The organism is Pseudomonas sp. 10-1B, assembly GCF_000935045.1.
Classification (GTDB): Bacteria; Pseudomonadota; Gammaproteobacteria; order Pseudomonadales; family Pseudomonadaceae; genus Aquipseudomonas.
The window spans coordinates 207,006-223,987 of record NZ_JYKS01000007.1; the positions used below are offsets into that span (position 1 = coordinate 207,006).

The window sequence follows — 16,982 nt, forward strand, 5'->3', positions numbered from 1 at the left end:
ATGCAAAGCCAACGCTTCCTACAACCACCAAATGAATACACATTGAAACAAATCCGCACTGGCAACCACGCTCAACAAGTGCAAGGATTTGGCAAGCCTTCCCCGTGCACTTGATAAAGGAGTAAAAGAATGTTCGATAGAATAAGCAACAGAGAAAACTTCACGTCACCCACAATCTGGCCTGAGATACTCATAAAGATACTGAAGCGGAACTACCCCATCATCAGCTTTGCGAAGACAAAGGCGATATTATTACAGACACCCTCGATTGTAGTGCCGGTAGCCATACTGCAAAAATTCGATTTTGCATATACATTAATCCGCAGCCGAACGCATCAATCAATTATTGAAGCGGGAGACATATTGGCAGAAGTGGACCTGTTCTTCATCGCATTGGAGATGGCCTGGGACGAGAAAACGAACCAGCTAGAACGCTCCAAGCTGGAAATCATAACGCTCTATAAAAATGGTGGATGGATATGATGAGCCAATCAACACTTGAGGCCTGGATAGAACGACTTGGCCAGCAGCATTCCACATTAGTGGCAAATAATGATTTGTCAGCCAGCCCTCTTGCTTTTGTATTTATAGGGCAGGAATCAGAAACCGCCACACCACTTCCCGGTCTGGAGCTAGAGTTCTCTGCAGGGCCTTTGGTTCTGGAATGCGTGCATGTCAACTTGATTAGCAGGATTTGCCAAGAACAAACTTATCAAGGCATGCTGCCTGATCGTTTACAGGGACTCTCAACCCGAACAGAGGCCCGCGACAGGTTGGGCCCTCGGCGCAGCTCTCAGCCGCCTCTAAGGATGCCCTTGCCTTTGGGCGATACCGGAGGCTGGGACGTGTTTGCATGGAAAAATACAAACAACGCCCCCATTAGCATCATGTGCCAATACAACACCAAGCTACAGGTTTGCGATTTGGCCTTCTTCAGGGATGGACCTGGAACTCAACGTTTCTTCGCCAGCAGATAGAGCCCCACCAGCAAGCCGAGGACGCACAAACCAGCCACATAGTAGGCCGGCGCCATCGGGCTGACCTTGAGCAGCGCCGTCACCACCATCGGCGTCAGCCCGCCAAAGATGGCGTAGGCCAAGTTGTACGAGAACGACAACCCACTGAAGCGCACCACCGCCGGGAACGCCTTGACCATCACATAAGGCACCGCGCCGATCACGCCAACGCACAGACCAGTCACGGCATACAGCGGGAACAGCAGGTCAGGGCGCGTCGGCAAGCTGTGGTAGAAGGTCCAGGAGGTTACCAGCAGCAGCAGGCTGCCGATCACGAACACCCGGCCCGCGCCAAAGCGGTCCGCCAGGCTGCCAGCGCTGATGCAGCCGAAGCTGAGCAGCACGATGGCCAGGCTATTGGCCTTGAGCGAATCGGTAGGGCTGATGTGGTAGATGCTCTGCAGCAGCGCCGGGGTCATCAGGATGAGCACCACGATGGCGGCCGACAACATCCAGGTCAGCAGCATCGACAGGATGATCGGGCCACGGTGGTCACGCAGCACCGCACGCAGCGGCAGCTCTTCGGCCAGCGCCTTGCGTTGCTGCATCTCGGCGAACACCGGGGTTTCATGCAACCAGCGGCGCAGGTACACCGCGAACAGGCCGAACACACCACCGAGCAGGAACGGAATACGCCAGGCGTAATCGGCCACTTCTTCAGTGCTGTAGACGCTGTTGATCAGGGTCGCCACCAGCGAACCGAGCAGAATGCCCGCGGTCAGGCCAGCCGTCAGGGTGCCGCAGGCGTAGCCGGTGTTGCGCGCCGGCACGTGCTCGGAGACGAACACCCAGGCACCCGGCACTTCACCGCCGATCGCCGCGCCCTGGATCACGCGCATCAGCAGCAGCAGGATCGGCGCCCACATGCCGATCTGTGCATAAGTCGGCAGCAAGCCCATGATCAGCGTCGGCAGCGCCATCATGAAGATGCTCAGGGTAAACATCTTCTTGCGTCCGAGCAGGTCACCGAAGTGGGCCATGATGATGCCGCCCAGCGGCCGCGCCAGGTAGCCGGCGGCGAAGATGCCGAAGGTTTGCATCAGGCGCAGCCACTCGGGCATGTCGGCCGGGAAGAACAGCTTGCCGACCACCGTGGCGAAGAACACGAAGATGATGAAGTCGTAGAACTCCAGCGCGCCACCCAGGGCGGACAGTGAAAGGGTCTTGTAATCACTGCGGGTCAGCGGCCGCGAGGGCTGCTCGATACTGCTCGGCACGGAAGTCATCGCTGTTGTTCTCTTGTAGGGCATGCGGGCCGCCTGGCGTGCGGCTTCTGGATTGGAAGACAGGCGAAGATAGCAAATAGCCGAGCCGCGCCGAAAGCGATACAAAATCCATACAGATATTCATGAATGCGCGGTCGTCGCTGGCCGTTATGCTCTATATACTGGCGATTCGTAGGAAAAGGTTGCTGCTAACGTGGGATGTTGTGCGAAAACGCCGGTCACTATAGTCAGGCGGTTTCGCAGAGTTTCCCTACGGCCGCCCAGTGAAACGAAATCGGCGTAGTATGTTTCAAGCTGAATCGTTTACCCGGCCTTTGCGCCACACCAACGAAAAGCGTCACGGGTCAGAGGCCCCATCGCATGATTGAGCTCGAACAAGAAGATCCAATCCCGCAAGGCGACCTGGCCTTGCAGATCACTGCACTCCCGCGCGAGACCAATGGGTTTGGCGACATCTTCGGCGGCTGGCTGGTCGCCCAGATGGACCTGGCCGGCACTGCCATGGCCAGCCGTGTCGCCGGTGGCCGAGTAGCCACCGTGGCCATCGACCGCATGGCATTTCTGGTGCCGGTCGCCGTGGGCGCGCAGTTGTCGTTCTATACCCAGACCCTGGAAATCGGCCGCAGCTCGATCCAGATGATGGTCGAAGTGTGGAGTGACGACCCGCTGTCCAGCGAGTGGCGCAAGGTGACCGAAGCGGTATTCGTCTTCGTCGCCATCGACGGCAGTGGCCGCACCCGCTCCGTACCTCGTCGCTGAGCCACGCCGGCGGTAAACTCATTGTATCTGCCCGGGTCCAAGCCCACTGGCAAACAATGAGACGAACGCAATGGCTACTTTCCAGGTCGTGACCGAGCAACATGGCGAACTGAACTGCTGGCGTATCAGCAGCGACCACGCCGAACTCCTGATCGCCCAGCAGGGCGCGCAAATCCTCAGCTACCAGCGGGTGGGCGAGCCCCCACTGCTGTGGCTGAGCGACCAGGCCATCTTCCGCCAGGGCAAGTCGGTACGCGCCGGGGCGCCGGTGTGCTGGCCGTGGTTCGGCAACCTGCAGCGCAACCCCCAGGCCGTGCAGGCCATGTACCGCGGCGAGCAGGCGCCTGCCCACGGCCTGGCGCGCGGGCGAGACTGGCAGTTGCTGGGTATCGAGGAAGTGGGCGAATCCTTGAGGATCGAGTTCGAACTGCCTGAAGCGCAGGGCGACCTGCCAGGCTGGCCGCATGATGTGGAGCTGAAACTGGCGATAACGCTGGGTGAAGAGCTGACACTGAACCTGACCAGCCGCAACATGGGCAATACCCCGGTGACCATCAGCCAGGCCCTGCACAGCTACTTCGCGGTCAGCGATGTGCGCCAGGCGCGGGTCGAAGGGGTCGAGGGGCTGGGGTACATCGAGACGCTGGCTGACTGGGAACTGCGCCAGCAGCAGGGCGCTCTTGAGTTTGCCGGGGAGACTGACCGCATCTATCTGGCTACCCCGCCGCAATTGAGCATTGTCGATCCACATTGGAACCGGCGGATTACCTTGACCAGCAGCGGGTCGCGTTCGGCGGTGATCTGGAACCCCTGGACCGAACGGGCCAAGGAGTTGCCGGACATGGCCGATGATGGCTGGCAGCGGATGCTGTGCATCGAGACGGCGAATGTGTGGGATGACCTGGTGGAGTTGAAGCCTGGGGGCAGCAGTTCGCTGGGGGTCAGGATTGGTTGTGAAGTGATCTAAAAGGTGTGTTGCCTGTACTGGCCTCATCGCCGGCAAGCCAGCTCCCACAGGTATTGCACATGGCTCAAGACCTGTGGCGGACCTGTGGGAGCTGGCTTGCCAGCGATGAGGCCAGTGCAGGCGATCAGAGGTCGGCGTCTTCCACCACCCTCACCTTCCCTGCATCTAAGGCATAAGCCGCATCGGCCAAATCATTGCTGACCTTCTCCACCTTCAGCTTGCCGCTGACCCACAGCGGCGTGTAGATGTCATCGATCTTCAACCCTTTCGGGTAGCGCACCAGCACCAGCTGGTTCGGCGGCGGTGGCGGCACGTGGATGCACGCGCCTGGGTACGGCACCAGGAAGAACAGCGTGCTGTTGCCTTTGGCGTCGCTCTCCAGCGGCACCGGGTAACCGCCCAGGCGGATATCCTTGCCGTTCATGGCCGCCACGGTCTTGGTCGAGTACATCACCGCCGGCAAGCCCTTGCTCTGCTTCAGGCCACCCTTGGCAGGATTGGTTGTGAAGTGATCTAAAAGGTGTGTTGCCTGTACTGGCCCCATCGCCGGCAAGCCAGCTCCCACAGGTACTGCACATGGCTCAAGACCTGTGGCGGACCTGTGGGAGCTGGCTTGCCGGCGATGAGGCCAGTACAGGCGATCAGAGATCGGCATCCTCCACCACCCTCACCTTCCCTGCATCCAAGGCATAGGCCGCATCGGCCAAATCATTGCTGACCTTCTCCACCTTCAGCTTGCCGCTGACCCACAGCGGCGTGTAGATGTCATCGATCTTCAACCCTTTCGGGTAGCGCACCAGCACCAGCTGGTTCGGCGGCGGTGGCGGCACATGGATACAAGCGCCTGGGTACGGCACCAGGAAGAACAGCGTGCTGTTGCCCTTGGCGTCGCTCTCCAGCGGCACCGGGTAACCGCCCAGGCGGATGTCCTTGCCGTTCATGGCCGTCACGGTCTTGGTCGAGTACATCACTGCCGGCAAGCCCTTGCTCTGCTTCAGGCCACCCTTGGCAGTAAAGGTGCCCATGGCTTCTGGCGAGTTGTGGTCGATTTCAGGCATCTGCTCGAGCGCCTGTTGGTCCGACTTGGGCATCAGCTCCAGCCAGTCGGTTTCGGGCAGCTCGGCATGGGCCAGGGCGCTGGCCAAGATGAGTGGGGCAAGGAAAAAGGCACGCATGGAAATGCTCGACAACTCGAATGAATTGTCGGGCATTCTACCCAGTATTCAGCGTTTCTTGATGAATCCGTAGATCACCAGAACGATGACGGCACCTACCAGCGCGCCGAAGAAGCCTGCCGCCTGCCCGGCCTGGTAAATGCCCAGTGCCTGGCCGCCATAGGTGGCCAGCAAGGAGCCGGCGATACCCAGCAGGATGGTCATGATCCAGCCCATGCTGTCGTCGCCCGGCTTGATGAAGCGGGCCAGCAGGCCGACGATTAGGCCGATGAAGATGGTTCCAATGATACCCATGGCAATCCCTCTGCAGTGAAATGGAACAAGCCAAAGCCTAGACAGCGCTTTGGCTTGTTGCCATTTCAGAGGGCAAGCCGCTGACAGAAGTTCGATCAATCGCCGATCAGGGCTTCTACTTCGGCAATCTTGCGCTCGAGGGTGGCCATGTCATGGCAGCGCAGGGTGGCGTGGCCGACCTTGCGACCAACCTTGAAGGCCTTGCCGTAGTGGTGCAGGTGGCAGTCATCGATGGCCACCACCTTGTCCACGGCCGGCACTTCACCGATGAAGTTGAGCATCGCGCTCTCGCCCACCTTGGCCGTCGAGCCCAGCGGCAGGCCGGCGACGGCACGCAGGTGGTTCTCGAACTGACTGCACTCGGCGCCTTCGATGGTCCAGTGCCCGGAGTTATGCACGCGCGGGGCGATTTCGTTGGCCTTCAGGCCACCGTCGACTTCGAAGAACTCGAACGCCATCACGCCAACGTAATCCAGCTTCCGCAACACCCGACCGACGTAGTCTTCGGCCAGGGCCTGCAGCGGGTGTGCCTGGCTGGCCACCGACAGGCGCAGGATGCCGCTCTCGTGGGTGTTGTGCACCAGCGGGTAGAAGCGGGTTTCGCCATCGCGGGCACGCACGGCCACCAGCGATACTTCGCCAGTGAACGGCACGAAGCCTTCCAGCAGGCACGGCACGCTGCCCAGTTCGGCGAAGGTATCGACCACGTCTTCTGGCGTGCGCAACACCTTCTGGCCCTTGCCGTCGTAGCCCAGGGTGCGGGTTTTCAGCACCGCCGGCAGGCCGATGCTGGCGACAGCGGCGTCCAGGTCTGCCTGCGAGAGGATGTCGGCGAAGGCCGGGGTAGGAATACCCAGGTCGCGGAACATGCTCTTCTCGAACAGGCGGTCACGGGCGATGCGCAGCGCTTCGGCGCTGGGGTAGACCGGCACGAATTGCGAGAGGAAGGCCACGGTCTCGGCCGGGACGCTTTCGAACTCGAAGGTGACCAGGTCGACTTCGTCGGCCAGCTGACGCAGGTGGTCCTGGTCGCCGTAGTCGGCACGCAGGTGCTCGCCCAGAGGCGCAGCGCACGCATCCGGTGCCGGGTCGAGGAAGGCGAAGTTCATGCCCAGCGGGGTGCCCGCCAGGGCCAACATGCGGCCCAGCTGGCCGCCACCGATTACACCGATCTTCATGGGTTGAGCCTCAAGCCTGGCGCGGGTCTGGATTGTCCAGCACGGTGTCGGTCTGCTCCGTGCGGAACTGCTTGAGCGCCGCGTGGAACTGCGGGTACTTGGCGCCGAGGATACTGGCTGACAGCAGCGCGGCGTTGACCGCACCGGCACGACCGATGGCCAGGGTGGCAACCGGCACGCCCGCTGGCATCTGCACGATCGACAGCAGTGAATCGACACCCGACAGCATCGACGACTGCACCGGCACACCCAGCACCGGCAGGTGGGTCTTGGCGGCGCACATGCCTGGCAGGTGGGCAGCGCCACCGGCACCCGCGATGATCACCTCGATGCCACGGCCCTCGGCCTCTTCGGCGTACTGGAACAGCAGATCCGGGGTGCGGTGGGCGGACACCACCTTCACTTCGTAGGGAATGCCGAGTTTTTCCAGCATATCGGCGGTGTGGCTAAGGGTGGACCAATCGGACTTGGAGCCCATGATCACGCCAACCAGTGCACTCATCGTCGAGCCTCTCCTGCAAGCGCCTTCTGGCGCGCTAAAAGCAACAAGCCACGCGGGTGGGCCGGCGTGGCTTGTCATACGGATTCTAAATCGACCAGGTGGCCGAAGGCGCGGGATTGTAGCGTACTTGCAGGCGGGCCGCCCACCCCTGCAAGCACATGCCAGATAAAAGGGCAAGCTGTCTCGCGGGACAACTTTTTCCGGCTGCGATGCGTAACGGTAGTTGCAAGAGGATTGAACACCCTTGTTCAACTTCTCGGAGTAAAAGATGGCCAGACCATTTCTCGCCTCACTGCTGTTCTGCATGACGATAGCCCTTCAGGCCTCCCCCACATGGGCTGCGAGGTCCTTGGTGGTTACTATTTTTCCGCACGATGAACTAGCCAATGTCAGCGACGAAAGCATTCATAAAGACTACGTGCAGCCGTGGCTGGAAGAAATGCGCAAAATCAGCAATCACTCAATTGAGATCATCTTCAAGCGTGATGTTGCAGGCATTACCGATATCCCCTATGAGCAGATGTCTCCAGAAGAAACTGTCAACATCTTTGCCAAGGCCGCACATCCGCAGTTCAGGTGGCAGAAAGCGATTTTGCTGGCGCGCAATCCTTTCGGCCTTAACAGTGAACGCATCGAAACCTTTGGCCTGGCCATGATCGGCCATCCTTACGCAATCGCCTCGCTGGCCGCCTATTCCACACTGGGGCATGAACAGGGCCACACGATGAATGCTACTCACGAAGCGGCAGAGTTACGCTACACCCCATGGCCATGCGAGAGCTATGTCTATCCGAACCGCAACCCGCTTCGGTCTAATTGCTACCGCTACAGCGATCAGAACAGAGCGACCATATCCAATTACCTGGATAAAGCGCTCCGTAACTGAAGAGGTTTACTCTGGCGCAGGCGTGTTTTCCAGCTTGCGCCAGAGTAGCCGCACATTGGCCTTGCGCACCAAGGCACAGCGGTACAGGCGGATTTCCAGTGGCACATGCCACTGGCTGCCACCACAAATAGCCAGTTCGCCGCGCTCCAGCTCGCCGCGCATCGACAGCCGCGGTACCCAGGCGATGCCCATGCCCTCCAGCGCCATGCTCTTGAGGCTGTCGGCCATGGCGGTTTCATAGACGGTGGTATAGCGCAGGTTGCGCTGGCGCAGCAGCAGGTTGACCGAACGACCGAGGAAGGCGCCCGCGGTATAGGCCAGCAGCGGTACGCTGCCTTCACCCTCCAGGTCGAACAATGGCTTGCCCTCGGCATCCACGGCGCACACCGGCAGCATCTCGGTGTTGCCCATGTGCAGCGACGGGAAGATCTCGGCATCCATCTGCAGGGCCGCGTCCGGGTCGTAGAAAGCCAGCATCAGGTCGCAGCCGCCTTCGCGCAATGCATGGACGGCATCTCCGACGTTAGTCGCAACCAGGCGGGTGGCGATGTTCAGCCCATCGTTGCGCAACTGCGCTACCCAACGGGGGAAAAAGCCCGATGCCAGGGAGTGCGCGGCCGCTACTTGCACCACCTCGCCCTGGCCGCCTTCAAGATGATGCAAATGACGAAGAATTTCGCTCAACTGGTCGACAACCGTGCGCGCCGTGACGAGAAAAAGCTGGCCCGCCTCGGTCAGTTCGATCGGCGTGCGGGAACGGTTCACCAGTTGCAGGCCCAAGGCTGCTTCCAGGCTGCGGATACGCCGGCTGAACGCCGGCTGGGTGACGAAACGCCGCTCTGCCGCCTGGGAAAAGCTGCGGGTGGCGGCCAGCGCACTGAAGTCTTCCAGCCATTTGCTTTCAAGGTTCACGAAGCACATCTCCTGGCATGCACCAAAATGGAACACGCTCGAATGTCAATTGGCGTCACATGAAACACTATGCCGTTTGTGCATAGGTTAGCGTGCAACAGCATTGGCCGCAAAATCACCTTCAGGCCTAGGATTGGCGCCATTCCGGCATGTGCCGGGTCAAATTCGAGATGATATACATCATGTCCTCCGCTGCATCGTTCCGCGTCGAAAAAGATTTGTTGGGTACCCTTGAAGTTCCTGCAGATGCCTACTACGGCATCCAGACCCTGCGCGCTGCCAACAACTTCCACCTCTCCGGTGTTCCGCTGTCGCACTACCCGAAGCTGGTCGTGGCCCTGGCCATGGTCAAGCAGGCGGCTGCCGACGCCAACCGTGAGCTGGGTCACCTGAGCGATGCCAAGCACGCTGCCATCAGTGCAGCCTGCGCCCGCCTGATCAAGGGCGATTACCACGACCAGTTCGTGGTGGACATGATCCAGGGCGGTGCTGGTACTTCTACCAACATGAACGCCAACGAAGTCATCGCCAACGTCGCGCTGGAGGCCATGGGCCACCAGAAGGGTGAGTACCAGTACCTGCACCCGAACAACGACGTGAACATGGCGCAGTCGACCAACGATGCCTACCCGACCGCCATCCGCCTGGGCCTGCTGCTGGGTCATGACGCCCTGCTGGCCAGCCTCGACAGCCTGATCCAGGCCTTTGCCGCCAAAGGCAAGGAATTCGACCACGTACTGAAGATGGGCCGTACCCAGCTGCAGGACGCCGTGCCGATGACCCTGGGCCAGGAATTCCGCGCCTTCGCCACCACCATGACCGAAGACCTGCAGCGCCTGCGCTCGCTGGCCCCGGAACTGCTGACCGAAATCAACCTGGGCGGTACCGCCATCGGCACCGGCATCAACGCCGACCCTGGCTACCAGGCCCTGGCCGTGCAGCGCCTGGCCACCATCAGCGGCCAGCCGCTGGTGCCGGCTGCCGACCTGATCGAAGCCACTTCCGACATGGGCGCCTTCGTGCTGTTCTCCGGCATGCTCAAGCGTACCGCGGTCAAGCTGTCGAAGATCTGCAACGACCTGCGCCTGCTGTCCAGCGGCCCGCGTACCGGCATCAACGAGATCAACCTGCCAGCGCGTCAGCCAGGCAGCTCGATCATGCCAGGCAAGGTCAACCCGGTTATCCCGGAAGCCGTCAACCAGGTGGCCTTCGCCATCATGGGCAACGACCTGGCCCTGACCGTCGCCGCCGAAGGTGGCCAGCTGCAGCTGAACGTGATGGAGCCGCTGATCGCCTACAAGATCTTCGACTCGATCCGCCTGCTCCAGCGCGCCATGGACATGCTGCGCGAGCACTGCATCGTCGGCATCACCGCCAACGAACAGCGCTGCCGTGAACTGGTCGAGCACTCGATCGGCCTGGTCACCGCCCTGAACCCGTACATCGGCTACGAAAACGCCACCCGCATCGCCCGCGTTGCCCTGGAAACCGGCCGCGGTGTGCTGGAACTGGTGCGCGAGGAGAAGCTGCTGGACGACGCGATGCTCAACGACATCCTGCGTCCGGAAAACATGATCGCTCCCCGTCTGGTTCCGCTGAAGGCGTAACCAGGCCGCTGTAAACAGTCTCACCAGGTCGAGGGACTAGACACCTCTCAACCTTTCCAAGGCCCGAGCCTATGCTTCGGGCCTTTTTTTTTGCCTGATGGATCTTGGGGCTGCTGCGCTGCCCTTTCGCGACACAAGGCCGCTCCCACAAAAGGCCTGCGTACACCGACCAATGTGGGAACGGCCTTGCGTCGCAAAGCGGCCCCCGGATAACGGCACACAACTTGCTCCATAATGCGTCCCAGCCCAACGGGATTACCCAGCATGCTGCACAGCCACCTGACCACCCTCAACGCCGTTTCGCTGATCCTCAACGTCTTCCAGGCAGACGGTTGCGAGGCTTCGGCGCTGCTGGCCGGCAGCGGCATCGGCCCGGCGGACCTGGGGCACGCCGATGCACGCATCACCACCCAACAAGAGCTGCAGGTGTGCGCCAACGCCGTTGCCCGGCGCGAGGACATCGGCCTGGAACTGGGCCAGCGCATGCATGTGTCGTGCTATGGCATGCTCGGTTACGCTTTGCTCTCCAGTGCCACTTTGGGTGACGCCTTGCGCCTGGCGCTGCAATATCCGGCACTGCTGGGAACAGTCTTCAAGCTGCGCTTGCTCGACGATGGCCAACGCGTCTGGTTCAGCGCCAGCGATTATCACGACAGCCCGGCGCTGAGCGCTTTCAACGCCGAGTTCTGCCTGGTTTCGCTGAAAGTCATCTGCGACGACCTGCTCGGCCGCCCGCTGCCCCTGCTTGGCGCCCGTTTCGAACACGCCCGGCCCGGTTATCACGCGCTCTATGCCGGTGCATTCCCGTGCCCGATCGGTTTCGCTGCCGAGGACAACGCCTTTGCCTTCGAACGGCGCTGGCTGGACATGCCGCTGCCGCTGGCCGACCCGATTACCCACAAGGCCATGAGCGAACGCTGCCGGCGCCTGAACCTGGAGTTCACCGGCCGCCAGGCCCGGCTGGGGCGCATTCGCCAGCTGCTGGCGCAGCAACTGGATGCCGCGCCCGGGCTGGAAGGGCTGGCGCGGCAGATGAACTGCTCGTCACGCACCCTGCGCCGGCATTTGCAGGCCTTGGGCAGCAGTTATCAACAACTGCTGGACGAGTTGCGGTTCGAGCGGGCCAAGCAGCTGCTGGCCGATGAGCAGATGCCCATCTACCGGATTGCCGAGACCTTGGGGTTCAGCGAGACCGCCAGTTTCAGGCATGCCTTCCAGCGCTGGAGCGGAGTAGCACCCAGTCATTTCCGCGGCTGACCTGTTCCGGCCTCTTCGCGGGTAAACCCGCTCCTACAGGGTATTGCCATCGTTGTAGGAGCGGGTTTACCCGCGAAGAGGCCGGAACAGGCCACCATCAATAGGGCCAGCGAGCTTGGCCACATCGATCCCCTTTTGGCCGTTTGCATCGTTCTCCCCTACTGGTCCACCCATGAAAATGGACCCACGCCAGTACCCACCGGAGAACAACAATGCTGACGATCTATTCCGATGACCACCGCCTGCACCACGGCCGCTGCGAGCTGATCGACGGCAAGCTGATGCCTTGCTTCGAAATGCCTTCGCGCGCCGACCATGTGCTCGACCAGGTGAAAAAGCGCAACCTCGGCGACGTCCAAGGCCCCATCGACTTCGGCCGCGCGCCGTTGCTGCGCATCCACAGCGCCGATTACCTGGATTTCTTCGAAGGCGCCTGGGCGCGCTGGGCCGCACTGGGCCAGGAAGGCGACCTGCTGCCATTCACCTGGCCGGCGCGCACCTTACGCCAGGTAAAACCCACCGGCCTGCACGGTGAACTGGGCTACTACAGCTTCGATGCTGGCGCCCCAATCACCGCCGGCACTTGGCAGGCCGCCTACAGCGCTGCCCAGGTCGCCCTCACCGCCCAGGCGGCGATCCAGCAAGGTGCCCACTCAGCCTTTGCCCTGTGCCGCCCGCCAGGGCACCACGCCGCCGGCGAAGTCATGGGGGGTTATTGCTACCTGAACAACGCCGCCATCGCCGCCCAGGCCTTCCTCGACCAAGGCCGGCGCAAGGTCGCCATCCTCGACGTCGACTACCACCATGGCAACGGCACCCAGGACATCTTCTACAGCCGCAACGACGTGTTCTTCGCCTCGATCCACGGCGACCCGCGGGACGAGTTCCCGTTCTTCCTCGGCCATGCCGACGAAACCGGCGAGGGTGCAGGTGAAGGCTACAACATCAACTACCCGCTGCCGGCTGGCAGCGACTGGGCCGCCTGGAGCGCCGCCCTGGAAGATGCCTGCCAGCGCATCGCCAGCTATGACGCCGACGTGCTGGTGATCTCGCTGGGTGTGGATACCTTCAAGGACGACCCGATCTCGCAGTTCAAGCTGGACAGCCCGGACTATCTGGAAATGGGCGAACGCATCGCCCAACTCGGCAAGCCGACCCTGTTCGTGATGGAAGGCGGCTACGCTGTGGAAGAAATCGGTATCAACGCAGTCAATGTGCTGGAAGGTTTCCAGCGCGCCCAGCCAGGAGCCCGGTAATGGTCCGACTCAAGCGTCTGCTCGCCCCGTTCATCGCTGCCACCCTGTTCACCGGTGCCCTGCAGGCGCAAGCCGAACAGCGCACCCTGCGTGTGTATAACTGGTTCGATTACATCACCCCGCAGACCTTGACCGACTTCCAGAAGGACAGCGGCGTCAAGCTGATATACGACATCTTCGATACCAACGAAGCGCTGGAGGCCAAGCTGCTTACAGGCAACTCCGGCTATGACGTGGTGGTGCCCTCCAACGTATTCCTCGCCAAGCAGATCGAAGCGGGGGTGTTCCAGCCGCTGGACCGCAGCAAGCTGCCGAACTGGCAGCACCTGGACCCGGCGCTGATGAAGCTGATCGAGGCCAATGACCCCGGCAACAAGTTTGCCGTGCCGTACATGTACGGCACCGTGCTGATCGGCTTCAACCCGGCCAAGGTCAAGGCTGCGCTCGGCGACAACGCCCCGGTGGACAGCTGGGACCTGATCTTCAAGGAAGAGAACATCGCCAAGCTCAAGCAGTGCGGCGTGGCCCTGCTCGACTCACCCTCCGAGATTCTGCCGCTGGCCCTGCAGTACCTGGGCCTGCCGCCCAACAGCGACAAGCCAGCCGACTACAAGCAGGCCGAGGCACTGATGCTGAAGATTCGCCCGCACATCACCTACTTCCATTCCTCGAAGTACATGGCAGACATCGCCAATGGCGATATCTGCGTGGCGGTGGGCTACAGCGGCAGCTTCTCGCAGGCCGCCAACCGCGCCCGCGATGCGAAGAACGGCGTGGTGGTGGACATGCGCCTGCCCAAGGAAGGCGCGCCGATCTGGTTCGACATGCTGGCGATTCCGAAGAACGCGGCCAACCCGGAAGACGCCCATGCGTTCATCAACTACCTGCTGCGACCCGAGGTGATCGCGCCGATCAGCGACTTTGTCGGCTACCCGAACCCGAACAAGGATGCCACCGACAAGGTAGACCCGGCGATTCGTAACAACCCCAACCTGTACCCGACGGCAGAAGCGATGGCCAAGCTGTATACCCTCAAGCCGTTGCAGCGCGATGCCGAGCGGGCCAGGACCAGGGCCTGGACGCGGATCAAGTCCGGTACCTGATGTAGAGCCGGGGGCTGCTTTGCAGCCCAATCGCCGGCAAGCCAGCTCCCACAGAGTTAGCGCATGGCTTGAGCTTGAAGCGGTCGAGGTGGGAGCTGGCTTGCCGGCGCTTGGGCCGCACAGCGGCCCCATTCACTTTCTCCAGGCCTTGCGCAACTTCATCAAGGCTTCGGCTATCTCACCCTCTGACACTGCAGCAAACCCCAGCACCAGTCCCGAGCGCTTATCCACAGGCACCTCGCTGTCCGCCAGCCAGAAATTGCTCAGCGGCGTCACCTCAACCCCCACCGCCTCGGCCTTGGCCACCAGCGCCTGCTCCAGCGCAAAGTTATCCACATCGACCTTTACATGCAGCCCCGCCGCCACTTCCGGCATGGAACCCAACCCCTGAATATCCACAGGCCAACCGGCCTTGAGCACATTGCGCCGGCTCAACGCCGCCTTGCGCATGCGCCGGATATGCCGCTGGAAATGCCCCCGGGCCATGAACTCGGCCATCACGCACTGGCTGCTGATCTCCGAATGGCGCACCGCCAGCGCCCTCCCCTGGCTGAAGCACAACGCAAGCTGCGGCGGCAGCACCAGGTAGCCCAGGCGCAATGCCGGGAAGGCAATCTTGCCGAAGGTGCCGACGTACAACACCCGCCCGTGCCGGTCGAGCGCCGCCAGCGGGGCCAAGGGCGCGCCGCTGTATCGGTACTCGCCGTCGTAGTCATCCTCGATGATCCAGCCATCGTTACGCTCAGCCCAGGCCAGCAATTCCAGGCGGCGCGCCAGGCTCATGGTCACGCCGGTCGGGTACTGGTGGGCCGGCGTGACATAGGCCAGCCGGCAGTCCGCCAGCTGGCCGAGCCGGCTGCAGTCCATACCCTCCTCGTCCACCGCCACGCCGTGCAACTTGCCACCAGCCAGCGCAAAGGCATGCCCGGCCGCGCGGTAACCCGGGTTTTCCACAGCCACGCCGTCGCCAGGCTGCAGCAGCAGCTGTGCACAAAGGCTGATGGCCTGCTGTGCACCACTGGTGATCACAATTTGTTCAGCGGTGCAGCTCAGCCCACGCGAGCGACGCAAGTAGGCCGCTATCAGTTCACGCAACAACGGCTCACCTGCCGGGTCGCCATAACCCAGCTGCGCGGCGCACGGGTTGCGCCAGAAACCCGCCTGCAGCTTGGCCCAGACGTCGAAGGGGAACAGATCGAACGCCGGAATACCGACGCGAAAAGCACGCGGCGCACCACTTCTCGGCGGGGGCAAGTGGTTACTTTTCAGACGCTGCAAAGGCTCACTGAAATATCGATTGCTGGATATATCATCAGTATCTTCTGCAGAAAATGTGGATAAGTCTGTTGATAAACCCCGGGATAACCCTGTGGATACTTGTGTGGATAGTTTCGGCAGACGGCTAACGTAAGTGCCATCGCCTACCCGGCTTTCGATGTAGCCCTCGGCGTACAGTTGGTCATAGGCACGCACCACGCTGTTGCGTGACAGCGCCAGCATGGCAGCCAGGTCGCGGGTAGCCGGCAGCCGCGTGCCGCTGCTCAGGCGCCCATCCAGCACCCGTGCACGCAGCGCCTGGTAAAGCTGCTGGCTGAGCCCGCGGCGGCGATCAAGGGTAATCCCGGCAGGGTCGAAAGGCAGTATGAGGGGGCGCTCGCTCATGGCATTGGACCTATCAAAACAGGCAGTAATGGCTCTTACCCAGAGCCAATAGCCTGCCTAGGATAAAGCCATTCGACAAGGATTCCGCCCATGTACAACAGCAAGCCCCACCAGGAACACGACCTCGGCCGCCTGCACCAGCACATGCTCGACACCCGCCTGGCCGTTCTGGTCAGCCACGGCGAGCAAGGCCTGCTGGCCACGCACCTGCCGGTGCTGGTCGATACCGCCGAAGGCGAATTCGGCACCGTCTATGCCCACCTGGCACGGGCCAACCGCCAATGGCAGGACCTGGCGCAGGGTGGTGAAGCCCTGCTGGTGTTCCCGGGGGCCGATGCCTACGTCAGCCCCAGCTACTACCCAAGCAAGGCCGATAACCCCAAGGTGGTGCCAACCTGGAACTACCTGGCCGTGCACGCCTATGGCCCGGCGCAAGTGATCCACGATGCCGCGCCGCTGCTGGCTATCGTCAGCCGCCTGACCGACCGCCACGAAAAAGATCGCAGCGAGCCGTGGAAAGTCAGCGACGCCCCTGCCGACTATCTCGACAGCATGCTCCGCGCCATCGTCGGTATCCGCCTGCCCATTGCCCGCCTGCAAGGTGCACGCAAGCTCAGCCAAAACCGCTGCGAACAAGATATCGCCGGCGTGCGCGCAGGCCTGAGCGCCAGCACCGATCAACTGGACAACCAACTCGCGGCGCATATGCGCCAACTCTGAAGGAATAGCCTCATGCCCAGCGTTACCCTGCGCCCCGTCACCGCCCAAGACCACGCTGCCTGGCTCGCCCTGTGGCAAGCCTACCTGCACTTCTACGAAACCGAGCTGGCCGATGACGTCAGCCTGAGCACCTGGCAACGCCTGCTCGACCCGAACGAGCCAACCCATTCGACGCTGGCCTGGGTCGATGGCAAGGCGGTGGGCATGGTCAACTTCATCTACCATCGTTCCAACTGGAGCATCGAGAACTCTTGCTATCTGCAGGACCTGTACGTGGACAGCACGCAGCGCGGCCTAGGCATCGGTCGCCAACTGATCGAGCACGTCTACGCCGCTGCCAAGGCCGACAATTGCATCAAGGTGCACTGGCTGACCCACGAAACCAACGCCACCGCCATCAGCCTGTATCAGCAGGTTGCCGAGCGACCGGGCTTCATCCAATTCCGCAAAGGGCTGTAGGCC

General features: G+C 61.8%; 18 protein-coding genes and 1 pseudogene. 11 read left to right on the forward strand and 8 right to left on the reverse strand.

Annotation, left to right across the window (positions count from 1 at the left end; translation table 11 throughout):
* Positions 1-129 precede the first annotated feature (129 nt).
* Positions 130-483, forward strand: coding sequence for a hypothetical protein (locus TZ03_RS06160; protein WP_051096466.1), 354 nt, complete (start codon positions 130-132; stop codon positions 481-483).
* Positions 480-977, forward strand: a complete 498-nt coding sequence (locus tag TZ03_RS29815; RefSeq protein ID WP_152645381.1) for a hypothetical protein — start codon at positions 480-482, stop codon at positions 975-977. Before TZ03_RS06160 ends, TZ03_RS29815 begins: the two co-directional genes overlap by 4 nt.
* Here TZ03_RS29815 and TZ03_RS06165 read toward each other — a convergent pair.
* On the reverse strand, positions 953-2,242 hold the full coding sequence (locus TZ03_RS06165) for an MFS transporter (RefSeq protein WP_051096467.1): 1,290 nt from the start codon (positions 2,240-2,242) through the stop codon (positions 953-955). The two genes, TZ03_RS29815 and TZ03_RS06165, sit on opposite strands and share 25 nt — an antisense overlap.
* A 360-nt stretch (positions 2,243-2,602) precedes the next feature.
* On the opposite strand from TZ03_RS06165, the gene TZ03_RS06170 reads away from it, so the two are divergent.
* Positions 2,603-3,001, forward strand: coding sequence for an acyl-CoA thioesterase (locus TZ03_RS06170; RefSeq protein ID WP_003253317.1), 399 nt, complete (start codon positions 2,603-2,605; stop codon positions 2,999-3,001).
* A gap of 70 nt (positions 3,002-3,071) precedes the next feature.
* Positions 3,072-3,968: a D-hexose-6-phosphate mutarotase gene (locus TZ03_RS06175; protein WP_051096468.1), complete on the forward strand. Its 897-nt coding sequence runs from the start codon at positions 3,072-3,074 to the stop codon at positions 3,966-3,968.
* Between the two features lie 124 nt (positions 3,969-4,092).
* On the opposite strand, the pseudogene TZ03_RS06180 reads toward TZ03_RS06175, so the two are convergent.
* The 5 genes and pseudogenes from TZ03_RS06180 to purE all read right to left on the reverse strand — a co-directional run.
* Positions 4,093-4,470, reverse strand: a pseudogene (locus TZ03_RS06180) (DUF3299 domain-containing protein); the annotation flags it as partial.
* Between the two features lie 139 nt (positions 4,471-4,609).
* On the reverse strand, positions 4,610-5,143 hold the full coding sequence (locus TZ03_RS06185; RefSeq protein ID WP_051096553.1) for a DUF3299 domain-containing protein: 534 nt from the start codon (positions 5,141-5,143) through the stop codon (positions 4,610-4,612).
* 48 nt (positions 5,144-5,191) lie between these two features.
* Positions 5,192-5,437, reverse strand: coding sequence for a GlsB/YeaQ/YmgE family stress response membrane protein (locus TZ03_RS06190; RefSeq protein ID WP_051096469.1), 246 nt, complete (start codon positions 5,435-5,437; stop codon positions 5,192-5,194).
* A gap of 95 nt (positions 5,438-5,532) precedes the next feature.
* Positions 5,533-6,615, reverse strand: a complete 1,083-nt coding sequence (locus TZ03_RS06195; RefSeq protein WP_051096470.1) for a 5-(carboxyamino)imidazole ribonucleotide synthase — start codon at positions 6,613-6,615, stop codon at positions 5,533-5,535.
* 10 nt (positions 6,616-6,625) lie between these two features.
* Complete coding sequence (purE, locus tag TZ03_RS06200) at positions 6,626-7,117, reverse strand: 5-(carboxyamino)imidazole ribonucleotide mutase (protein ID WP_009684500.1); 492 nt, start codon at positions 7,115-7,117, stop codon at positions 6,626-6,628.
* A gap of 268 nt (positions 7,118-7,385) precedes the next feature.
* Between purE and TZ03_RS06205 the strand changes: the two genes are divergently transcribed.
* Positions 7,386-8,003: a hypothetical protein gene (locus TZ03_RS06205; RefSeq protein WP_051096471.1), complete on the forward strand. Its 618-nt coding sequence runs from the start codon at positions 7,386-7,388 to the stop codon at positions 8,001-8,003.
* 6 nt (positions 8,004-8,009) lie between these two features.
* On the opposite strand, the gene TZ03_RS06210 is transcribed toward TZ03_RS06205, so the two are convergent.
* The gene (locus TZ03_RS06210; protein ID WP_177328441.1) at positions 8,010-8,915 is read right to left on the reverse strand and encodes a LysR substrate-binding domain-containing protein; all 906 of its coding nucleotides are present in this window, start codon (positions 8,913-8,915) and stop codon (positions 8,010-8,012) included.
* 182 nt (positions 8,916-9,097) lie between these two features.
* Here TZ03_RS06210 and aspA point away from each other — a divergent pair, with 182 nt between their 5' ends.
* The 4 genes from aspA (at position 9,098) to TZ03_RS06230 (ending at position 14,138) form a co-directional block, all read left to right on the forward strand.
* Positions 9,098-10,522 carry an aspartate ammonia-lyase gene (gene aspA / locus TZ03_RS06215; protein ID WP_051096554.1) on the forward strand — a complete coding sequence of 475 codons (1,425 nt, stop codon included), beginning with the start codon at positions 9,098-9,100 and terminating at the stop codon, positions 10,520-10,522.
* Positions 10,523-10,786: 264 nt separating this feature from the next.
* Positions 10,787-11,779 (forward strand): AraC family transcriptional regulator, encoded by a 993-nt coding sequence (locus TZ03_RS06220; RefSeq protein ID WP_051096473.1) that lies wholly within the window; start codon positions 10,787-10,789, stop codon positions 11,777-11,779.
* A gap of 212 nt (positions 11,780-11,991) precedes the next feature.
* Positions 11,992-13,035: a histone deacetylase family protein gene (locus TZ03_RS06225; protein ID WP_051096474.1), complete on the forward strand. Its 1,044-nt coding sequence runs from the start codon at positions 11,992-11,994 to the stop codon at positions 13,033-13,035.
* Positions 13,035-14,138 (forward strand): polyamine ABC transporter substrate-binding protein, encoded by a 1,104-nt coding sequence (locus TZ03_RS06230; protein ID WP_051096475.1) that lies wholly within the window; start codon positions 13,035-13,037, stop codon positions 14,136-14,138. Before TZ03_RS06225 ends, TZ03_RS06230 begins: the two co-directional genes overlap by 1 nt.
* 132 nt (positions 14,139-14,270) lie before the next feature.
* Here TZ03_RS06230 and TZ03_RS06235 read toward each other — a convergent pair whose 3' ends face one another.
* The gene (locus TZ03_RS06235) at positions 14,271-15,800 is read right to left on the reverse strand and encodes a PLP-dependent aminotransferase family protein (RefSeq protein WP_051096476.1); all 1,530 of its coding nucleotides are present in this window, start codon (positions 15,798-15,800) and stop codon (positions 14,271-14,273) included.
* Between the two features lie 90 nt (positions 15,801-15,890).
* Here TZ03_RS06235 and TZ03_RS06240 point away from each other — a divergent pair, with 90 nt between their 5' ends.
* Both TZ03_RS06240 and TZ03_RS06245 read left to right on the forward strand, forming a co-directional pair.
* A complete protein-coding gene (locus tag TZ03_RS06240) occupies positions 15,891-16,520 on the forward strand; it encodes an FMN-binding negative transcriptional regulator (protein ID WP_051096477.1) in 630 nt (209 codons plus the stop codon).
* A 12-nt stretch (positions 16,521-16,532) separates the two neighbouring features.
* Entirely contained in the window at positions 16,533-16,979 is a 447-nt protein-coding gene (locus tag TZ03_RS06245) for a GNAT family N-acetyltransferase (RefSeq protein ID WP_051096478.1), read from the forward strand.
* Positions 16,980-16,982 lie beyond the last annotated feature (3 nt).

What these genes read in the sequence shown, in the direction of transcription:
- TZ03_RS06175 (WP_051096468.1), top strand. Translation starts at nt 3,072, where the DNA reads ATGGCTACTTTCCAGGTCGTGACCGAGCAACATGGCGAACTGAACTGC.
- TZ03_RS06245 (WP_051096478.1), top strand. Translation starts at nt 16,533, where the DNA reads ATGCCCAGCGTTACCCTGCGCCCCGTCACCGCCCAAGACCACGCTGCC.
- TZ03_RS06165 (WP_051096467.1), bottom strand. Translation starts at nt 2,242, where the DNA reads ATGACTTCCGTGCCGAGCAGTATCGAGCAGCCCTCGCGGCCGCTGACC.
- TZ03_RS06225 (WP_051096474.1), top strand. Translation starts at nt 11,992, where the DNA reads ATGCTGACGATCTATTCCGATGACCACCGCCTGCACCACGGCCGCTGC.
- aspA (WP_051096554.1), top strand. Translation starts at nt 9,098, where the DNA reads ATGTCCTCCGCTGCATCGTTCCGCGTCGAAAAAGATTTGTTGGGTACC.
- TZ03_RS06185 (WP_051096553.1), bottom strand. Translation starts at nt 5,143, where the DNA reads ATGCGTGCCTTTTTCCTTGCCCCACTCATCTTGGCCAGCGCCCTGGCC.
- TZ03_RS29815 (WP_152645381.1), top strand. Translation starts at nt 480, where the DNA reads ATGATGAGCCAATCAACACTTGAGGCCTGGATAGAACGACTTGGCCAG.
- TZ03_RS06195 (WP_051096470.1), bottom strand. Translation starts at nt 6,615, where the DNA reads ATGAAGATCGGTGTAATCGGTGGCGGCCAGCTGGGCCGCATGTTGGCC.
- TZ03_RS06235 (WP_051096476.1), bottom strand. Translation starts at nt 15,800, where the DNA reads ATGAGCGAGCGCCCCCTCATACTGCCTTTCGACCCTGCCGGGATTACC.
- purE (WP_009684500.1), bottom strand. Translation starts at nt 7,117, where the DNA reads ATGAGTGCACTGGTTGGCGTGATCATGGGCTCCAAGTCCGATTGGTCC.
- TZ03_RS06160 (WP_051096466.1), top strand. Translation starts at nt 130, where the DNA reads ATGTTCGATAGAATAAGCAACAGAGAAAACTTCACGTCACCCACAATC.
- TZ03_RS06190 (WP_051096469.1), bottom strand. Translation starts at nt 5,437, where the DNA reads ATGGGTATCATTGGAACCATCTTCATCGGCCTAATCGTCGGCCTGCTG.
- TZ03_RS06220 (WP_051096473.1), top strand. Translation starts at nt 10,787, where the DNA reads ATGCTGCACAGCCACCTGACCACCCTCAACGCCGTTTCGCTGATCCTC.
- TZ03_RS06240 (WP_051096477.1), top strand. Translation starts at nt 15,891, where the DNA reads ATGTACAACAGCAAGCCCCACCAGGAACACGACCTCGGCCGCCTGCAC.
- TZ03_RS06205 (WP_051096471.1), top strand. Translation starts at nt 7,386, where the DNA reads ATGGCCAGACCATTTCTCGCCTCACTGCTGTTCTGCATGACGATAGCC.
- TZ03_RS06230 (WP_051096475.1), top strand. Translation starts at nt 13,035, where the DNA reads ATGGTCCGACTCAAGCGTCTGCTCGCCCCGTTCATCGCTGCCACCCTG.
- TZ03_RS06170 (WP_003253317.1), top strand. Translation starts at nt 2,603, where the DNA reads ATGATTGAGCTCGAACAAGAAGATCCAATCCCGCAAGGCGACCTGGCC.